A 14296-nucleotide genomic window follows, 5' to 3' on the forward strand; every position below is an offset into this window, starting at 1 on the left:
ACCGCTTCAGATCCGGCGCTTGAAAGCGGATAAACGCTCGCTCAAGGCAGTCGTTTAGCGATCGTGATCGCTGGCTTGGTGGGTCGGAGACACCGGTTCGTCTGGCGCTGCGGGCTGAACGAACACGTCAGGTGCGGACGAGCCGTTGCCGCTAGATGATCCGGCGCGTTTCCTCGGCGGTCCACCGGCGCTTTCCGCAGCGCACTGAATGCGGTGTGCGCCATCCGCGCAGGTTTCACCCCGGGGAACCAAGGCGGCCCGGAACCGGTCGTGTGAGAGACGATCGTCCGACCGGAGAGACCATCATGCCCTTCATCGCGGCCCACGACGGCGCGCAGCTTTTTTTCAAGGACTGGGGACGCGGTCGGCCGGTCGTGCTCATCCACGGCTGGCCGCTCGATGCCGACATGTGGGAGTTCCAGCAGCGGACGGTCACCGAGGCTGGTTTTCGCACCATCGCCTACGACCGCCGCGGTTTCGGCCGTTCTGACCAGACCTGGGACGGCTACGATTACGACACCCTCGCCGACGACCTGAAATCCGTGCTCGACGCCCTCGATGTGCAGGACGTAGCGCTGGTCGGGTTCTCAATGGGCGGCGGCGAGATCGCCCGGTACATGAGCCGGCATGGCGGCGCCCGGGTCACTCGGGCCGCGCTCGTCTCGTCGGTGACGCCCTATATGCTCAAGACGGCCGACAACCCAGACGGCGTCGACCCAGCGGTGTTCGACGGCATGATCGCCGGGCTGAAGAAGGACCGCCCGAACTTCATGGCGACTTTCGCAAAGACGTTCTTCGGGGTTGGGATGCTCTCATCGCCGGTCTCGTCCGACCTGATCGAATGGACCGGCACCCTCGCGATGCGCGGGTCGCCGAAGGCGACGACCGCCTGCGTGACGGCCTTCGCCGAGACCGACTTCCGCGCCGACATGGCCGCGTTTCGCGTGCCGACCCTCGTGATCCACGGCGATGCCGACCGGACCGTGCCGATCGACGTGTCGGGCAAGGCCACAGCCGCCGCGATCCCCGGCGCCGAGTTCGTCGTCTATGACGGCGCGCCGCATGCCGTGCCGTTCACCCATGCCGAACGGCTGAACGCGGATCTGATCACCTTTCTGAAGGGCTGACCCGCGCTCCGCTCACCATTCCCCCCGCACACATAATCCGAGGTACCATGACGACGAGCCCGATCCTCCAACCCGTAACAATCGGCGATCTGCACCTCAAGAACCGCATCGTGATGGCGCCGCTGACCCGCAGCCGGTCTTCGACCGCGGGCGTACCGCCGGACTTCGCCGCCGATTATTACGGCCAGCGTGCCAGCGCCGGCCTCATTATCTCAGAGGCTACTAATATCTCGCAGCAGGCCGTGGGCTATGCCTACACGCCGGGCATCTGGTCGGACGAGCAGATCGAGGCTTGGAAGCGCATCGTCTCGACGGTCCACGCCAACGACGGCTGCATCTTCCTCCAGCTGTGGCACACCGGCCGGATATCCCATCCCGACCTGCAGCCAGGGGGCGAACTCCCGGTCTCCGCTTCGGCGGTGAAGCCGGAGGGAACTGCCTTCACGATGGAGGGGATGAAGCCCCACGTCACCCCGCGGGCGTTGGAGACCGACGAGATCCCTGGCATCGTCGATGATTACCGGCGCGCGGCCGTGAACGCCAAGCGCGCCGGCTTCGACGGGGTCGAGGTCCACTCGGCCAACAACTACCTGCTGGAGCAGTTCGTGCGAGATTCGACCAACAAGCGAACCGATCGCTACGGTGGCTCGATCGAGAATCGTTTGCGGTTCCCGCTTGAGGTGGTCCGTGCGGTGACCGAGGCCTGGGACGGCGGAAGCCGCGTCGGCATCCGGCTGTCGCCCGCCACGACGCAGCCCGGCGAGACACCGCTCGATTCCGAGACGCATGCCACCTTCGGCGCCTATGTCGATGCGCTCAACGAGTTCGGCTTGCTCTACATTCACACGATCGAGGGCGTCACGCAGCAGACCCGTGATGTGCCGGACGGCGTCGATTTCCTCGACCTGCGGCGCCGGTTCGAGGGCGCCTATATCGGCAACAACCAGAACACCCTGGATCTCGCCGAGAAGGAACTGGCCGGGGGGCGCGCCGATCTGTTCAGCTTCGGCCGGCCCTACCTTGCCAACCCGGACCTCGTCGGGCGGCTGGCGAGCGGGGCACCGCTGGCCGAGGCACCCAAGCAATACTGGTACGGCGGCGGTGCGACCGGTTACTCCGACTGGCCGGGCATGGACGGGCCGGTACCGGTACGGCGCTGAACCGATCACGGAGATCGGCACGTCGCCGATTGTGACCGAGGCGACGGCTTGTATCGTGTGAGTGTCTTGCTGCGCGCGGGAGAGCGCTCGGCCAACCTCGGCCTTGCCGGCAGGATCGAACCGAGCGGCCGGTGTGTACCCCGGCCGGCATCGCGCGTGGGTCACCACCACCAGGGGCAAGTTGCTCGAAACCGCGCTCCGAGCCTCCGAGGGCGCCAAGTCGGTGAGTATGCGACGTGGCGCCGAGGATGCGTCCTCGGTCGCCTACAACCCGTGCCGACATGCGGGCCGGCGCGCCGCGTCGCTCCGGCACCGGGTCCCAGCGCGGCCTCGCGAGGGCGGCGTGCAACGACCGGGCATGGCGCGGGTTTCCTAGCCTTCGACTGAGACGCCCCGATCCTACCAATCCGAACCCAAGGAGCACCATGTCCCGCGAGAGCAGCATCCAGGCGACCGAGAAGTTCGGAGAACTCGTCAACGGTGGCCAGTTCGACGCCTTCCCCGAGGTCGTCGCCCCGGACTGCCATGATCACGACCCGGCTCCGGGCCAGCACATGGGTCCCGAGGGATACAAGGCCTTCTTCACCGAACTCCGCACGGCGTTCCCCGACATGCAGGTCGAGGTGAAGAAGCTCGTCGCCGACGGGGACAGCGTCGCCTTCGCCTATACGCTCACCGGCACGCACCAGGGTGACTTCAACGGCCACAAGCCGACCGGGAAGGCCATCAAGGTCCGCGGCATGCAGATCGGCCGCTTCGTCGACGGCAAGATGGTCGAGCGGTGGGGCTCGTCCGACGAGCTCGGCATCCTGAAGCAGATAGGCGCCATCGAGGGTTGACGGAGGCTTCCGCGAAGGCGTCCCGGCCGCGGGACGTCCTCAAGACATGACCCGGGGCGGCCCATGGGCCGCCCCGGGTCTCAAGAGCCAATTTTCGGCTTCCCGACGCCTCAGGCGCTCCGGGCTTGGTCGGGATGGCGGCCCTCCGCGAACTCCTCGACGATCTTGGCGCAGAAGGCAGGCAGGTCCTTGGGCGTGCGGCTGGTGACAAGCCCCTTGTCGCAGACGACCTCCTCGTCGACCCAGGTGCCGCCGGCGTTCTCGATGTCGCGGCGAACCGTGGGGTATGAGGTCAGCGTCCGGCCCTTCACGACGTCGGCCTCGATCAGGGTCCACGGCCCGTGGCAGATGACCCCGACCGGCTTGCCCGCGGCGAAGAAGTCCCGGACGAACGCCACGACATCCTTGCTCGCCCGGAGCTTGTCGGCGCCGACGCAGCCGCCGGGCACGACGAGGCCGTCGTAGTCCGCGGCCGACGCCCCCTCGATGGTCCTGTCCACCTTGTAGCGGTTGGCGGGATCGAGGTCGTTGTTGACTGTCTCGGCTTCGCCGGCCTCCAGACCGATGACAGTCACGGTCGCCCCGGCCTGCTTCACCGCCTCATGCGGCTTGGCGAACTCCGGATCCTCGGTGCCGCGCGGTGCGATCAGGATCGCGATCTTCTTGCCCTGCAAGCTCATGTCATCGTCCTTCTGGGTGTCGGAATCTAAAGGAGGCACCGTCGCGCCGTTCCTCACGACGGGATGCGGTCGATGCCGGAGGTATCCCGGCCGCGACGCCGTTTTCGCGGTGGCGGACGGCGGTCAGCGCCCGATAGACTCGGAGACGCGCCCGCATCACCGAACCGAGCGGCCGGTGCGCCGCCAGACTGTGCGCTGGGCGGAAAGTCATCTCCCGGGATACGAACGAGTTCCCTTGCGGCCCGAGGGGGCGCCCATCCGCCGAACGGTCGCCACGACGCATGTTCGAGGCGCCTTCACCTCTCGGCAGGCAGCTTGGGTCGTTCGGACGATCCGCGAATCCCCGCCTAGCGGCGGGATCGTCCGCTGCCGGGCGGGGCTTCGAGACAGCGGGACGGTCATCTGCCCTGATCAAGTGGGCATCACGGGCCTACAACATAGGGAGGTGGCGCGGTCGGGGACCCCGCGGAAACGCTGCGTCGATCCGCATGAGCTCGTCTTCCGTCAGCCGCAGCGGGCCAGCGCTGGCGTTGTCGGCGGCATGCTCGGGACTGGACGCCTTGGGGATCGTGAAAGTGGACGGCCTCCGCGCCAGGAACCGGAGCGCGACCTGACGGGCGGTGGCGCCATGGTTCGCCGCGATCTCATCCAGGACGCGGCCGCCCGATGTTCGTGGGCCAGGGAAGCTGCCATGGCCGAATGGGCTGTAGGCGACGACGGCGATGCCGTGATCCTCGCACCAGGGCTGGACGGCGTGCTCGATTGCACGCTCCTCCAAGTGGTAGAGAACCTGGTTGCAGGCGATGCGCCCCTCGCCCCCGGCCTTCCAGGCGGCTTCGAGGTTGGGCACATCGAAGTTGCTCACCCCCCAGGACAGGATCTTGCCTTGTTCGCGGAGCCGCTCGAAGCCGGCGAAGGTGTCCTCAAGGGGATGCGAGCCAGGCCAGTGCAGCAGGTAACAGTCCAGCCTGTCGGTGCGCAGGCGCGCGAGCGAGCGCTCGCAGGCCGCCACCGTCCCGGCAAGGGAGGCGTTGCTGGGGAGAACCTTGGAGAAGAGGAATACGTCATCGCGCCGCCCGGCGATTGCCTCGCCGACCACGGTCTCGGCGTCACCGTACATCTCGGCGGTATCGATGTGCGTCATGCCGAGGTCGAGGCCGCGGCGCAGCGCTGCGACCGCGGTGGGCCGGTGCGCGTCGTCGATGTACCAGGTTCCCTGGCCGATCACCGCAACATCACGCGGTACGGCACCAAACGGGCGCTGCTCCATGCCTTCCCCTCCATCCGCGGACGACAAGTGCGTTCAAGGCGCGAACACCGCGCGCAAGCAGCCGTCCGTCTTGTGCTTGAACATGTCGTAGCCGCGCGTTCCGTCCTCAAGGGAGAAACGGTGGGTGGCGAGGCAGGCCCGGTTGAGCTCGCCCTTCTGGGCGTGCGTCAGCTGCCGGTCCATGTCGGCTTGTCCGTGTTGTTGGGCGGTGCGCACCGTCATACCGCACCGTTTGGTCGCACATTCCGTCGTCGCCGTACCCCACCTAAAGATCTGGATGCTGCGATCTTGCGCTTAGGCGTGCCTTCCAAAGCCCGCTGATGTGTCACAACATGAGGATGTCGTGGCCGCCGGCTTGATCGATGTCTGCTTCGGAGACGCACACGAGGACCATCACGTGACTGGAATGGGCGCAAAGCCGAATGTCCGCTCAGGACAAAGGACACACCTAAGCGGACGCGATCCATAGTCGGTTAGGTCGTGTTTTTCAGTTTGCGGCGTGGTTCTGAGCGGGTTTCGACAGAACGTGGCGAACGTTCAGGCACGATGATGCGATCCTTGCCTGAAGCATGCCGGGGTGATCCGCTGGATGTCGGACGTCGCGCCCCACAAGGTCGTGCTGCTCTTAATTTCGGCGGGTCTTCCATGAACGCCTTCTCCATCAGCGACCAGTCGTACGCGATCAAGCTCCGCGTGACCTCCGGTATGGCAGAGATAGCAGTTTGAAGCTTCTCGGGCTTGAGTGTCTTTTTATAGTGGCGCGAATTCACTGTGGCGCCCTCGTGACCCATCATCGACTCGCGTATCGGATCGAGGACAAGGGCCAAAATCATTTCCATGTTGCCGAAGTGCCGGAAGGAATGAAACGTTTTTCCTTCTTCCCGTGCCAACGGCACGGCTTCGTCCAGGACGACGCTCCAGCGCTTGTCGAACAAGTTCGACAGTGGGGTGTTTTCACCGAGCTGTTCAATCTCCGAAAAAATCAGGTCCGTTCGTTTTCCCGACCGTCTCTGCACAAAATCGAGGAAGCCGAGCCGAATAAGTTCGGGATGGATCGGCAGAGTTCGCTGTGACACCGCATTCTTGAGACGCCGTCTGCGGGTTGGCCTGATCCTCAGCGTGCCCCGCGTTACATCAACGTCGTCGATCTCGAGATAGGTCAATTCCGACAAGCGTGCGCAGGTGTAGTAGCCGAGAAGCGGCAGCCAATAGACGGCCGCGAAAATCTGCTGTCGGCTGGCGATCTGCTGCATATCCACCTCGGACGTCGTCGACGTCCAGACGGGATGCGTGAAGAGCCGCTCGACATCTTCAACCTCGAAGGCAGGTCGCTTGTCGCCATCCCGTTGGGGGTCGATCAGGCGAAAGTCGCGTAAGAGCTCCACTTCTCCGATCGGACGCTGATTGGCGCGGCAGTATTTCAAAATGGTCGAAAGTTGTGTGATATGCCGGTTGACCGTCGCAGGACTGAGCCCGACTTTCTCGGCCTGTCCAGAAGCCCGTAACCTCTGCCCACGTTCGAGAAGATCCGCGATCGAGAGTTCCGCATCCCGTTGGCTTTTGCCGTAAGACTTCGGCAAGTTCGAGAGATTCTGGACATAGGCGACGCAATGGGCGTGTTTGATCTCTCCCAGATCGTCAGTGCCCGCGATAGCGACCAGCATCTTGGAGACGGCCCGATGCTGACGCTGGGTCTTCTCGTCCCACGTCTTACCTTTGTGACCGATGAGCTCTTCGACGATTTCTATGAGAGAATTTGTCTTTTCGGCAGAGGGCGTCTCAGTTTGATTGTCGTTACAATTTGAGCTTTCTTGGTTGAGAACCTCGGTGCCGATGGTGGCGTTCTCAACCGGGTTCCGACCTTCATTCACTGACGTAGTGCCAAGGGTTTCTGAGGCCTGCTCAGGCGCAGCGCTATCCGTTTGATGAGGAGGCGTCGGCGCGGCGGAGGTCTGGTCTCGCCTGCTGGGCACAGCATCTTGTTCGGAAGTCCGAGAGGATGCAGGCTCGGTTTGGCGAGCGTTAGATCTCTCATCATCGTCCATCGCCTGCTGCGACGGGGTAGGTAAGTCGACTTCGAAGTTGCCCCATTCGAAGCTGTCGGCGCCGTCGAAGTCCGACTTGGCCCAGCCCAATGTGTCGCGGGGTACTTCGCCCTTTGCACGCATCGCTGAGAGATTGGCCCAGGCTTCCCGTGGATCTGCACGCGCCTCGGCATAGGTTGAGGCGAACTCGCGTGAAACATGGCTGGAAAGCGCCGCGAGGCCACGGAGGCAGCGATTGAGGCCAGCCTCCGTCAAAGGCTCGTTCATGCTGGTCAGCATCGACTGTAGATAAGAGCGCGGTGGCGTGAGCCGACCAGTCTCGTCCGGGCGACCGAGATCGCGCAGGTAACCGTTCTCGATGCGCCGTCGGATGGCTCCGCGCTCCGTCAGGCTGAAGCCTTCCCGCTTCAGGCGGGCATCGAGTTTGCTGTCGTACCCCGCTTCGAAGCCTTCCTCGGCCGCTAGTGCCTGAAGGCGTCCAAAGATCCGATACTCCCGTTCCCGTTTCACCATGAGCGAGGACCAGTCGCCGATGAGAGGCGCGCGCGGTGGATTGAGGTCACGCTGCAAGCGTGCAATCCGCGCGCTTCGCTCCCGATCGACGAAGGCGCGGAGGTGGTCGCGGATTTGAGTCGCTGTTTGCATGGCGGGGTCATCCCGGACGCGGAGACTTTCCGCGTTGAGCCCCCAGCCAAGTGTGCGAGCACCTGCCGGGTCGGTAGTGCCTAGGCTCAGAGCGACCGTGGTGGACTTCCCCCTAAACGGGGCACCAGAGGGTCGTGTCCGCTCATCGCAACGGAATCGCCTTCGCCACCAGTATACCGCCCCGCGGCGGAACACGTTAGAACAAATCGTCAACGGCCTGCCCCTGTGGACAAGCGCGTGCAACAGCTCTGCGTACAATCGGTATGGCCGCCGAAGCGGCCGAGAGCCGAATGCAATCAGATCAATGACTTAGCGGAGGCTTGGCTGGGGCGCCAGGATTCTCAGCCAAAACCGGAGGGCTACGACATAAAGGGGTTAGACCCTCGATCACCCATCTCGTGCGGCATCGGACCTGGGGAATGGACCATCAGAGTGGACCCTGGTCAACCCTCGTTCCGAAGCACTCTACAGTTTGGAGGAATGGCGTCGGATCCGCCATTCGCCCACAGCGCAAGCTGGCGGTCTGCCCGGAAGCGGACGTTCCACGTTCGACCCGACGCAGACATAGCGAAGGTCGACAGGCCATCCATAAAGCAGCCATATGTCGAATGCCGTCAGGTATCAGCTTGGACACTGGTCGGAGTGACAATGCGAAGGGCCATTGCCACCGCCTTGCTTCTCACTGCACAACCCGTCGTCGCCGAGCCTTTCAACTACCAGGTCGCTTATCTCGACGTCGCAACGAAGTTTGCCGTAGAGTGGTGCTCGGGCTTCGAAGTCAACGAGGCAGCTGAACGTCAGGCCATACGCGCGAGCGGCATGTCCGCCGCCGCGCTCGCGAACCCGCCTTTGGAAAGTGGGGTTCATAGGCTCATAACTGGCCTGCTGTCGAACAAGCCCAATGGTTGCCGTAAGGTGTGGCGCGATTTTGGACCAAACGGCTTCATCGCCCCCGGGATATTGTTGACCCATCAAACGAGATGACGGCTCGCGACCCAACCCAGCCGCTCAAACCGTCATCGGCAATTTTTGAAAACGGACGTTCGTTGATCCTCAGGCAACTTCGGCTCGGAAAGTGAATTATCCGCCGAACACGTTCGTAACCTGTGCGTGGTAATTTAATTTACATGACATTGGCACAGTCCATATCGCCAGGAAGGCGTTTCGGCCTCGCATTGGTGAATTTGGTATTGGTGCCACTGACCTCTTTTTTGGTTTGGGCCACATAGGGGTGGCGAAAGAGATGCAGTTGCAATACATCCTTGCGGCCACCGGCCTTTATGTCGGCGCGGTTGGCTGCTCAACATCAGCTATGGCTGAAAAAGTGACTGCTCTGGTCTCATTTATTGAAATACAGAGCCATAAAGATGGTACAAAAATCTCATATCGGCAGCCGAGAAGTATTAGAGTAACAATAAAAGATGAGCATGAGGTCGAAGAGTGGAGCGCTCGCCAAGCGGATAAACCTAATCAACATAGTTTGAGCTATAAGAGCGTGTTAGGCGCGCAGACAGATGTTGAAAAGGTGAAAGTTGAATGGCGCTTCGAAACCAGAAACACCCTCGTTCGCGAAACATCATTCCCAACATTCCGTGAAATTATAAGGCTCAACTTCCGTTCAGGTGTATGCGATGGTGAGGTAAGTTACGCACTTAATACAGGTATTTTTCGATTTGGTATGTGGGACCTAAACAGTCGCAAGCCCATATCTTTTGAGCATTTGTCTGCCAATGGCGTGAAATGTATTTTAGATGAGGAAAATGTAAGTTAAGAGCCTTAGTTCGTCAGCGAATTTGGCTGACGTAACATAGATAAATGTTGAGATATAGTAATACTGTGACAGGGACTTCTGCATGCGGACGCAGCGGCAACGTCTACGTCGCTGTATCACCGCCCGAAAGTAGACCGGCGGAAATCCACCCCGAACCGCTGTTCCGCAAGCGACCCATGTCTGCCACGTCGCCAATTGCTGGTGCTACCTGAAAGCGGTGATGCCACGATTGCCCGAACGAACGCTTAGGAGATGGTCGGCATACATCCATCAGCTTGCTTACCTCGAACCCTACGGTATCGCGGTGCGGATATGGACGGGGTTCTATCTCCTGGTCGGAGTCTCGTTCCTCGCTGGTTTAAACTTGGAAGCCGCGCCGATGAGCAGCCCTGCGGTGATCGAAGCGGCTGGTCCCGCTGGGCCACTTTCCGGAACATTGCTCGGCCCCTCTGACCCGGCCGCACCCGTCGTTCTCATCGTCCCGGGTTCGGGCCCGACTGATCGCGACGGCAACAATCCGCTTGGCGTCCGAGCCTCCTCCTACCGGCTGATCGCAGAGGGGCTCGCAGCGCGTGGGATTAGAAGCGTGCGGATCGACAAGCGCGGCATGTTCGGGAGCGCCCATGCCGTCCCGGACGCCAATACCGTGACCATGGAGGATTATGCCGCCGACGTCCGTCTGTGGGCTGCTACGATCCGCGAGAAAACGGGGGTCGCCTGTGTTTGGGTGCTCGGTCACAGCGAAGGTGGCTTGGTGACCCTGCTCGCGGCCCAGCGGCCCGAGAACATCTGCGGACTTCTCCTCGTGTCCGCGCCCGGCCGCAAAGCCGGCGACGTCCTACGCGAACAGCTCGCCGCGAACCCTGCCAACGCGCTGATCCGCGAGCAGGCTGGTTCGATCATCGGCGGGCTGGAGCGCGGGGAGAAAGTCACAGCCGACGGCATCCATCCCGCGTTGCGCCCGCTGTTCCAACCCGAGGTGCAGGGTTTCCTGATCAGCCTGTTCGCGCTCGATCCCACCAAGCTCATCGCCGCCTATGACGGTCCGGTGCTCATCCTTCAGGGCCTTAGCGACATTCAGGTCAGTCGCACAGACGCGGAGCGGTTACATCAGGCTCGGCCAGATACCGAGATCGTCCTGCTGCCAGATACCAATCATGTCCTCAAAGCGGTGGCATCGGATGACAGAGCCGCGAACGTTACGACTTATCAGGACGCAAACCTTCCGCTCGCCCCCGGTGTTGTCGATGCTCTCGCCACCTTCGTGAACCAGACGAGAAAGCCTCGCTGACGGTCCCCGTTCGTAGTGGTGACGTCCGCTTCGATGTGGCTGTCAATCGATAGCAGACGGGCAGCAACCCACCCGGACTAGCCGCTCAGCCAGCCATCACTGCTTCGCAGACAGGGTCACTCGTGGGCCAGCCTGCATCTGAGTTTCTGCCTAGAAAACAGTCGATCAACCGGCTGTAGAACTTGCGGCGGATCAACTGATAGGAACAGCACCTAGCCTGCACCGTACATTCTCCGCCCACATCCGGTTGATTGCCATCGACATGCCCGTTTTCAGGTCCCACATGCCGAAAAAGGCGTAGCTTGGCTTGAGGCGGTAGGCGACGACGGCATCGCATCCGTCCGGATGGAAGGTGATCGTGATCGTCTCCGAAAAGCTCGGGTAGTTAATCTCACGAACAACGATTTCTGGCCCATCGAGCAGCCATGCCAGAGTTGCTATGCCAACCGGGACTGGCGTCCCGACGCGACCATTGACATTCTGGGCGCGCTCGTTAGACCGCCCCGGCCTTCGGGAGCCCCAGTCGGACACGCGCGATCCGTCGGTCACACTCAGGTAGACGTCGCGCGCATGACGGTAAACGCGGGTGGTCGACGTGGCTTCGTTCTTTACCTCATCGAAGGAGACTATAGCCTCTAAACTTTCCGCGTACGTCACGGTCGGCATGATGACAGTGGCGACGGCTGAGAGGAGAGTAAATCCCGCGATGTGCAAAGTCGACGTTGAGCGCATGTGAGAAATTCCCCGTCAAACCTCGAACGGATAACAGGCGCTACCTCACAAACCAGTTAAGCTCATCATCTGGTGGGTTTGAGGGGTGATTGCGGCGGCTTCTGCTTTGAGGCGTCCGCCGTCCGGAACCGGATCAGCGGCTTTCCACCCTCAGCGGTCATCCTGCTTCCGACCCATCTCGGGCATTCCGAATCCCCTGCGCGTCACCTCAAAGCAGTCATCCGTTGGTTAACCGGCGACTGCGGTCTGAAATGGAAAAGAGCGTTGGGTGTAAGGCTTCCGAAGGGGCTGCTGCCGAAGATGCTCACATGCCCGCTTCGCCAGAGAAGACTGACAGCGCAGCGCGTCGGTCCACACGATCAGTCGTTTCCCAGACTGTGCTCGCAACCGTCGCATTCATAGGCGTGGCCTACCTCGTTCTCACGAGCAAGTCGGTCCAGGTCTACCTGTATCCCCCACGGGGACAGATTGCAGAGCGACTCGCAGCCATTGATCCTCATCCGCGACTCACGACCGAAACCGATGCACTGTCGTACCTTTATCCTGCTGGGACCAAGATACACCTCGGTGCCAAAGGTCCCAGAGGCGTACTGAAGACACAACTTCAGGAAGCTCGATTTAGGTGTTCGACATTCATGCCGACGCCAGTAAGCCAAGGCATGCAGGTCTGTCGCAATGATGCGGCGGGATACAATGCAAACGGGTGCCTGCGGCAATGGCTGATCTTGATTGAAATTCCGGCCGTTGAGAACTGGACACCGGTTGTTGAACGCATAAGGTCGTTTGTGCGGTCGGATTGCTGACCGATATCGTCGCTATGCGCACCCTGTTCATCGGGGTAGAGAGTAGGACGGGCGCGCGAAGGGGTGGTGGACCCCGTTGCTAGTTCCGCTTCGATGCATCTCCGGTCTCAGAGCGAAAAGGCAAGAACCCACCCCGAGCCGTCATCCCAATAGCGACCAATGCCGAGCATGCCGGAAGTTTTGCAAAGCAGCCGTCCGGCATCTCATGCTTTAAAGAATTTTTGATCGGTAGATGTGTTAATCGATTTCATATCTTGACATAATATCGTCTATCCTCCGCTTTAAGCGGTCACGATCAGTTTCAGCTTCCTTCAAACGCCGCGCTATATTTAAAGAAATGATCTCAGCCGGAGGCCGATCTTCCAGAAAGCTCACGCCAACCTTATCGTGATGCCTCCAAGCGAGCTTGACGCGCTTCGTTTTACCTTTTTGCCGAAGACGTAAATCGAACTCTTCCGGAATAATTGCGGTATCGGCAAAAGTCAGCCGTGCGCCGGTTTCGGGCATGTCTTTAACTAGACAATCAACGACGCAAAAGCTGTTATTGTAATCTATTTTGCCACCAATGAAGGTGCGTCCCCGAGGATGATTGCGTCGTTCTAGCACGAAAATCGCTCCCAAACTGAGACAAAACGCTCGATTTAGGCAATCTTAGCAATCTCAATGCCAGAGCTTCGGCGACCGCTTTCTCTATTTGCGACCCTGAAGCAGACTGGCCGAAATCCATCAGAAGCGGACACTCATCGGGTCCCGGACAAAGAAGGCTTGGCCGAATGGTAGTCATCCATCACAGTCACGTCGTGGAATCGTAAGGGCAGATCCGTCACTCTGTTTCGCGAACAGGAGAGACCGTCGTGGGGGTAGCGATCTGGGTGGTATCCTTCATTTCGCTCATCCTCGCCGGATGGTTCTGGCAGGCTGCGCGAACCAACATGCGTTCCGCGAATTCACGCTTCGTCACCGAAGAAGAGGCACGTATTGCGATGGGTTACGTCGCCTGGGATCCAAGCGCATCTGATGAAGCACGGACGTACCTTGTGATCAGCAGCGCTTTCGCTTTCATTATGTTGATTTCAGCCAGCGTTGGAGTTTGGTTCGCAGGGGCACCTACAATGGCCGCCCTACTAGCTATCGGCGCAACTGGCAGTCTAGCTGACGTGCTTTGGAAATGGCACTCGTTCAGAAGGCGATACCGACCGCAGCCAATGCCTCGCTTATGATTAGCGAGGGGAAGGAGAATTGAAATCTGCTAAGAGTATCTCCTGCTTGCAAGCGGACTAGCCGAAAATCACCCTGAGAGGTCAGCGGACCTCGCCTTTTCGTCGTGGCTGTTCTGCCAACCTTCTCGCGCACTCGTCCATGATATCCTGTAATTCACAGTCCAGCATGTATAAGCGGCCGAGGCCTTTCGAAGGAGAGCTTTGCAGATACAGGACTGCCCTTAACTTGTAGAATATGGCCGCACGAACAGGTCCACGCCCGAATGGAACAGCCAATCCTTTAAGATATTTTGATTTAAGGCCCAGCGTATTCAAATTTGATATTCGATCCGCAAGCTCTTGACGTTCAGCGAGCAGATTATCGAATTTTGATTCCAGTTCGATGGTCGAAAGCTCGCAAAGATCACCCCTAAGATTTATCGCCGATAAGCGCATTTGAGCCGTGCAATTCGTGCGGTAGCGGTAAGCCGGTTTTGCCTTTGTGAGCCCGGCCTTCTCCAATATGCCGAGCCGGATATCGAGATGGTGTCCGCTTCCATCAGTTGTTATCCGAAACCGGACCGGCAACAAACCACCCGACCCGGCCATTCCGCCTCCGACCCAAGATGGCCGTAGAAGACGCTGTAGGAAAATTCCGAAAGCAGCCATGAATTGCATTCGGATAGAATAATCCCAGGGCGCAAAGCGGTAGAGCCGCCGGGCAGCAGTAATCG

At 60.6% G+C, this 14296-nt stretch carries 13 protein-coding genes; 6 read left to right on the forward strand and 7 right to left on the reverse strand.

All coding sequences use genetic code 11. The annotated features are described in order from the left end of the window. Positions 1 to 305: 305 nt before the first annotated feature. The 3 genes from MFF06_RS16710 (at position 306) to MFF06_RS16720 (ending at position 3126) form a co-directional block, all read left to right on the forward strand. Complete coding sequence (locus MFF06_RS16710; RefSeq protein WP_238205970.1) at positions 306 to 1127, forward strand: alpha/beta fold hydrolase; 822 nt, start codon at positions 306 to 308, stop codon at positions 1125 to 1127. 47 nt (positions 1128 to 1174) lie between these two features. Then, complete coding sequence (locus tag MFF06_RS16715; protein ID WP_238205972.1) at positions 1175 to 2287, forward strand: alkene reductase; 1113 nt, start codon at positions 1175 to 1177, stop codon at positions 2285 to 2287. Between the two features lie 425 nt (positions 2288 to 2712). Then, positions 2713 to 3126 (forward strand): ester cyclase, encoded by a 414-nt coding sequence (locus tag MFF06_RS16720; RefSeq protein ID WP_012322179.1) that lies wholly within the window; start codon positions 2713 to 2715, stop codon positions 3124 to 3126. Positions 3127 to 3236: 110 nt separating this feature from the next. Here the strand turns inward: MFF06_RS16720 and MFF06_RS16725 are convergent, their stop codons facing one another. From MFF06_RS16725 to MFF06_RS16745, 4 genes are all read right to left on the reverse strand, one after another. Beyond that, on the reverse strand, positions 3237 to 3806 hold the full coding sequence (locus MFF06_RS16725; RefSeq protein ID WP_012322180.1) for a type 1 glutamine amidotransferase domain-containing protein: 570 nt from the start codon (positions 3804 to 3806) through the stop codon (positions 3237 to 3239). 430 nt (positions 3807 to 4236) lie between these two features. Then, complete coding sequence (locus tag MFF06_RS16735) at positions 4237 to 5076, reverse strand: aldo/keto reductase (RefSeq protein WP_238205974.1); 840 nt, start codon at positions 5074 to 5076, stop codon at positions 4237 to 4239. Between the two features lie 33 nt (positions 5077 to 5109). Then, positions 5110 to 5298, reverse strand: a complete 189-nt coding sequence (locus MFF06_RS16740; RefSeq protein WP_238205976.1) for a hypothetical protein — start codon at positions 5296 to 5298, stop codon at positions 5110 to 5112. A 251-nt stretch (positions 5299 to 5549) separates the two neighbouring features. Next, positions 5550 to 7766, reverse strand: coding sequence for a tyrosine-type recombinase/integrase (locus MFF06_RS16745; RefSeq protein WP_238205978.1), 2217 nt, complete (start codon positions 7764 to 7766; stop codon positions 5550 to 5552). Between the two features lie 648 nt (positions 7767 to 8414). Here MFF06_RS16745 and MFF06_RS16750 point away from each other — a divergent pair. The 3 genes from MFF06_RS16750 (at position 8415) to MFF06_RS16760 (ending at position 10828) form a co-directional block, all read left to right on the forward strand. Continuing rightward, positions 8415 to 8750: a hypothetical protein gene (locus MFF06_RS16750; RefSeq protein WP_238205980.1), complete on the forward strand. Its 336-nt coding sequence runs from the start codon at positions 8415 to 8417 to the stop codon at positions 8748 to 8750. A 259-nt stretch (positions 8751 to 9009) separates the two neighbouring features. Continuing rightward, positions 9010 to 9537: a hypothetical protein gene (locus tag MFF06_RS16755; protein WP_238205982.1), complete on the forward strand. Its 528-nt coding sequence runs from the start codon at positions 9010 to 9012 to the stop codon at positions 9535 to 9537. A gap of 379 nt (positions 9538 to 9916) precedes the next feature. Next, positions 9917 to 10828: an alpha/beta hydrolase gene (locus MFF06_RS16760; protein ID WP_238205984.1), complete on the forward strand. Its 912-nt coding sequence runs from the start codon at positions 9917 to 9919 to the stop codon at positions 10826 to 10828. A gap of 192 nt (positions 10829 to 11020) precedes the next feature. Here MFF06_RS16760 and MFF06_RS16765 read toward each other — a convergent pair whose 3' ends face one another. The 3 genes from MFF06_RS16765 to MFF06_RS16775 all read right to left on the reverse strand — a co-directional run bounded on the left by MFF06_RS16765 (position 11021) and on the right by MFF06_RS16775 (position 14171). Further along, the gene (locus MFF06_RS16765; RefSeq protein WP_238205986.1) at positions 11021 to 11560 is read right to left on the reverse strand and encodes a hypothetical protein; all 540 of its coding nucleotides are present in this window, start codon (positions 11558 to 11560) and stop codon (positions 11021 to 11023) included. Positions 11561 to 12600: 1040 nt separating this feature from the next. Continuing rightward, complete coding sequence (locus tag MFF06_RS16770) at positions 12601 to 12969, reverse strand: PilZ domain-containing protein (protein ID WP_238205988.1); 369 nt, start codon at positions 12967 to 12969, stop codon at positions 12601 to 12603. Between the two features lie 695 nt (positions 12970 to 13664). Next, complete coding sequence (locus MFF06_RS16775; protein ID WP_238205990.1) at positions 13665 to 14171, reverse strand: hypothetical protein; 507 nt, start codon at positions 14169 to 14171, stop codon at positions 13665 to 13667. Positions 14172 to 14296 lie beyond the last annotated feature (125 nt).

The organism is Methylobacterium aerolatum (assembly GCF_022179085.1).
Taxonomy (GTDB): Bacteria; Pseudomonadota; Alphaproteobacteria; order Rhizobiales; family Beijerinckiaceae; genus Methylobacterium; species Methylobacterium aerolatum.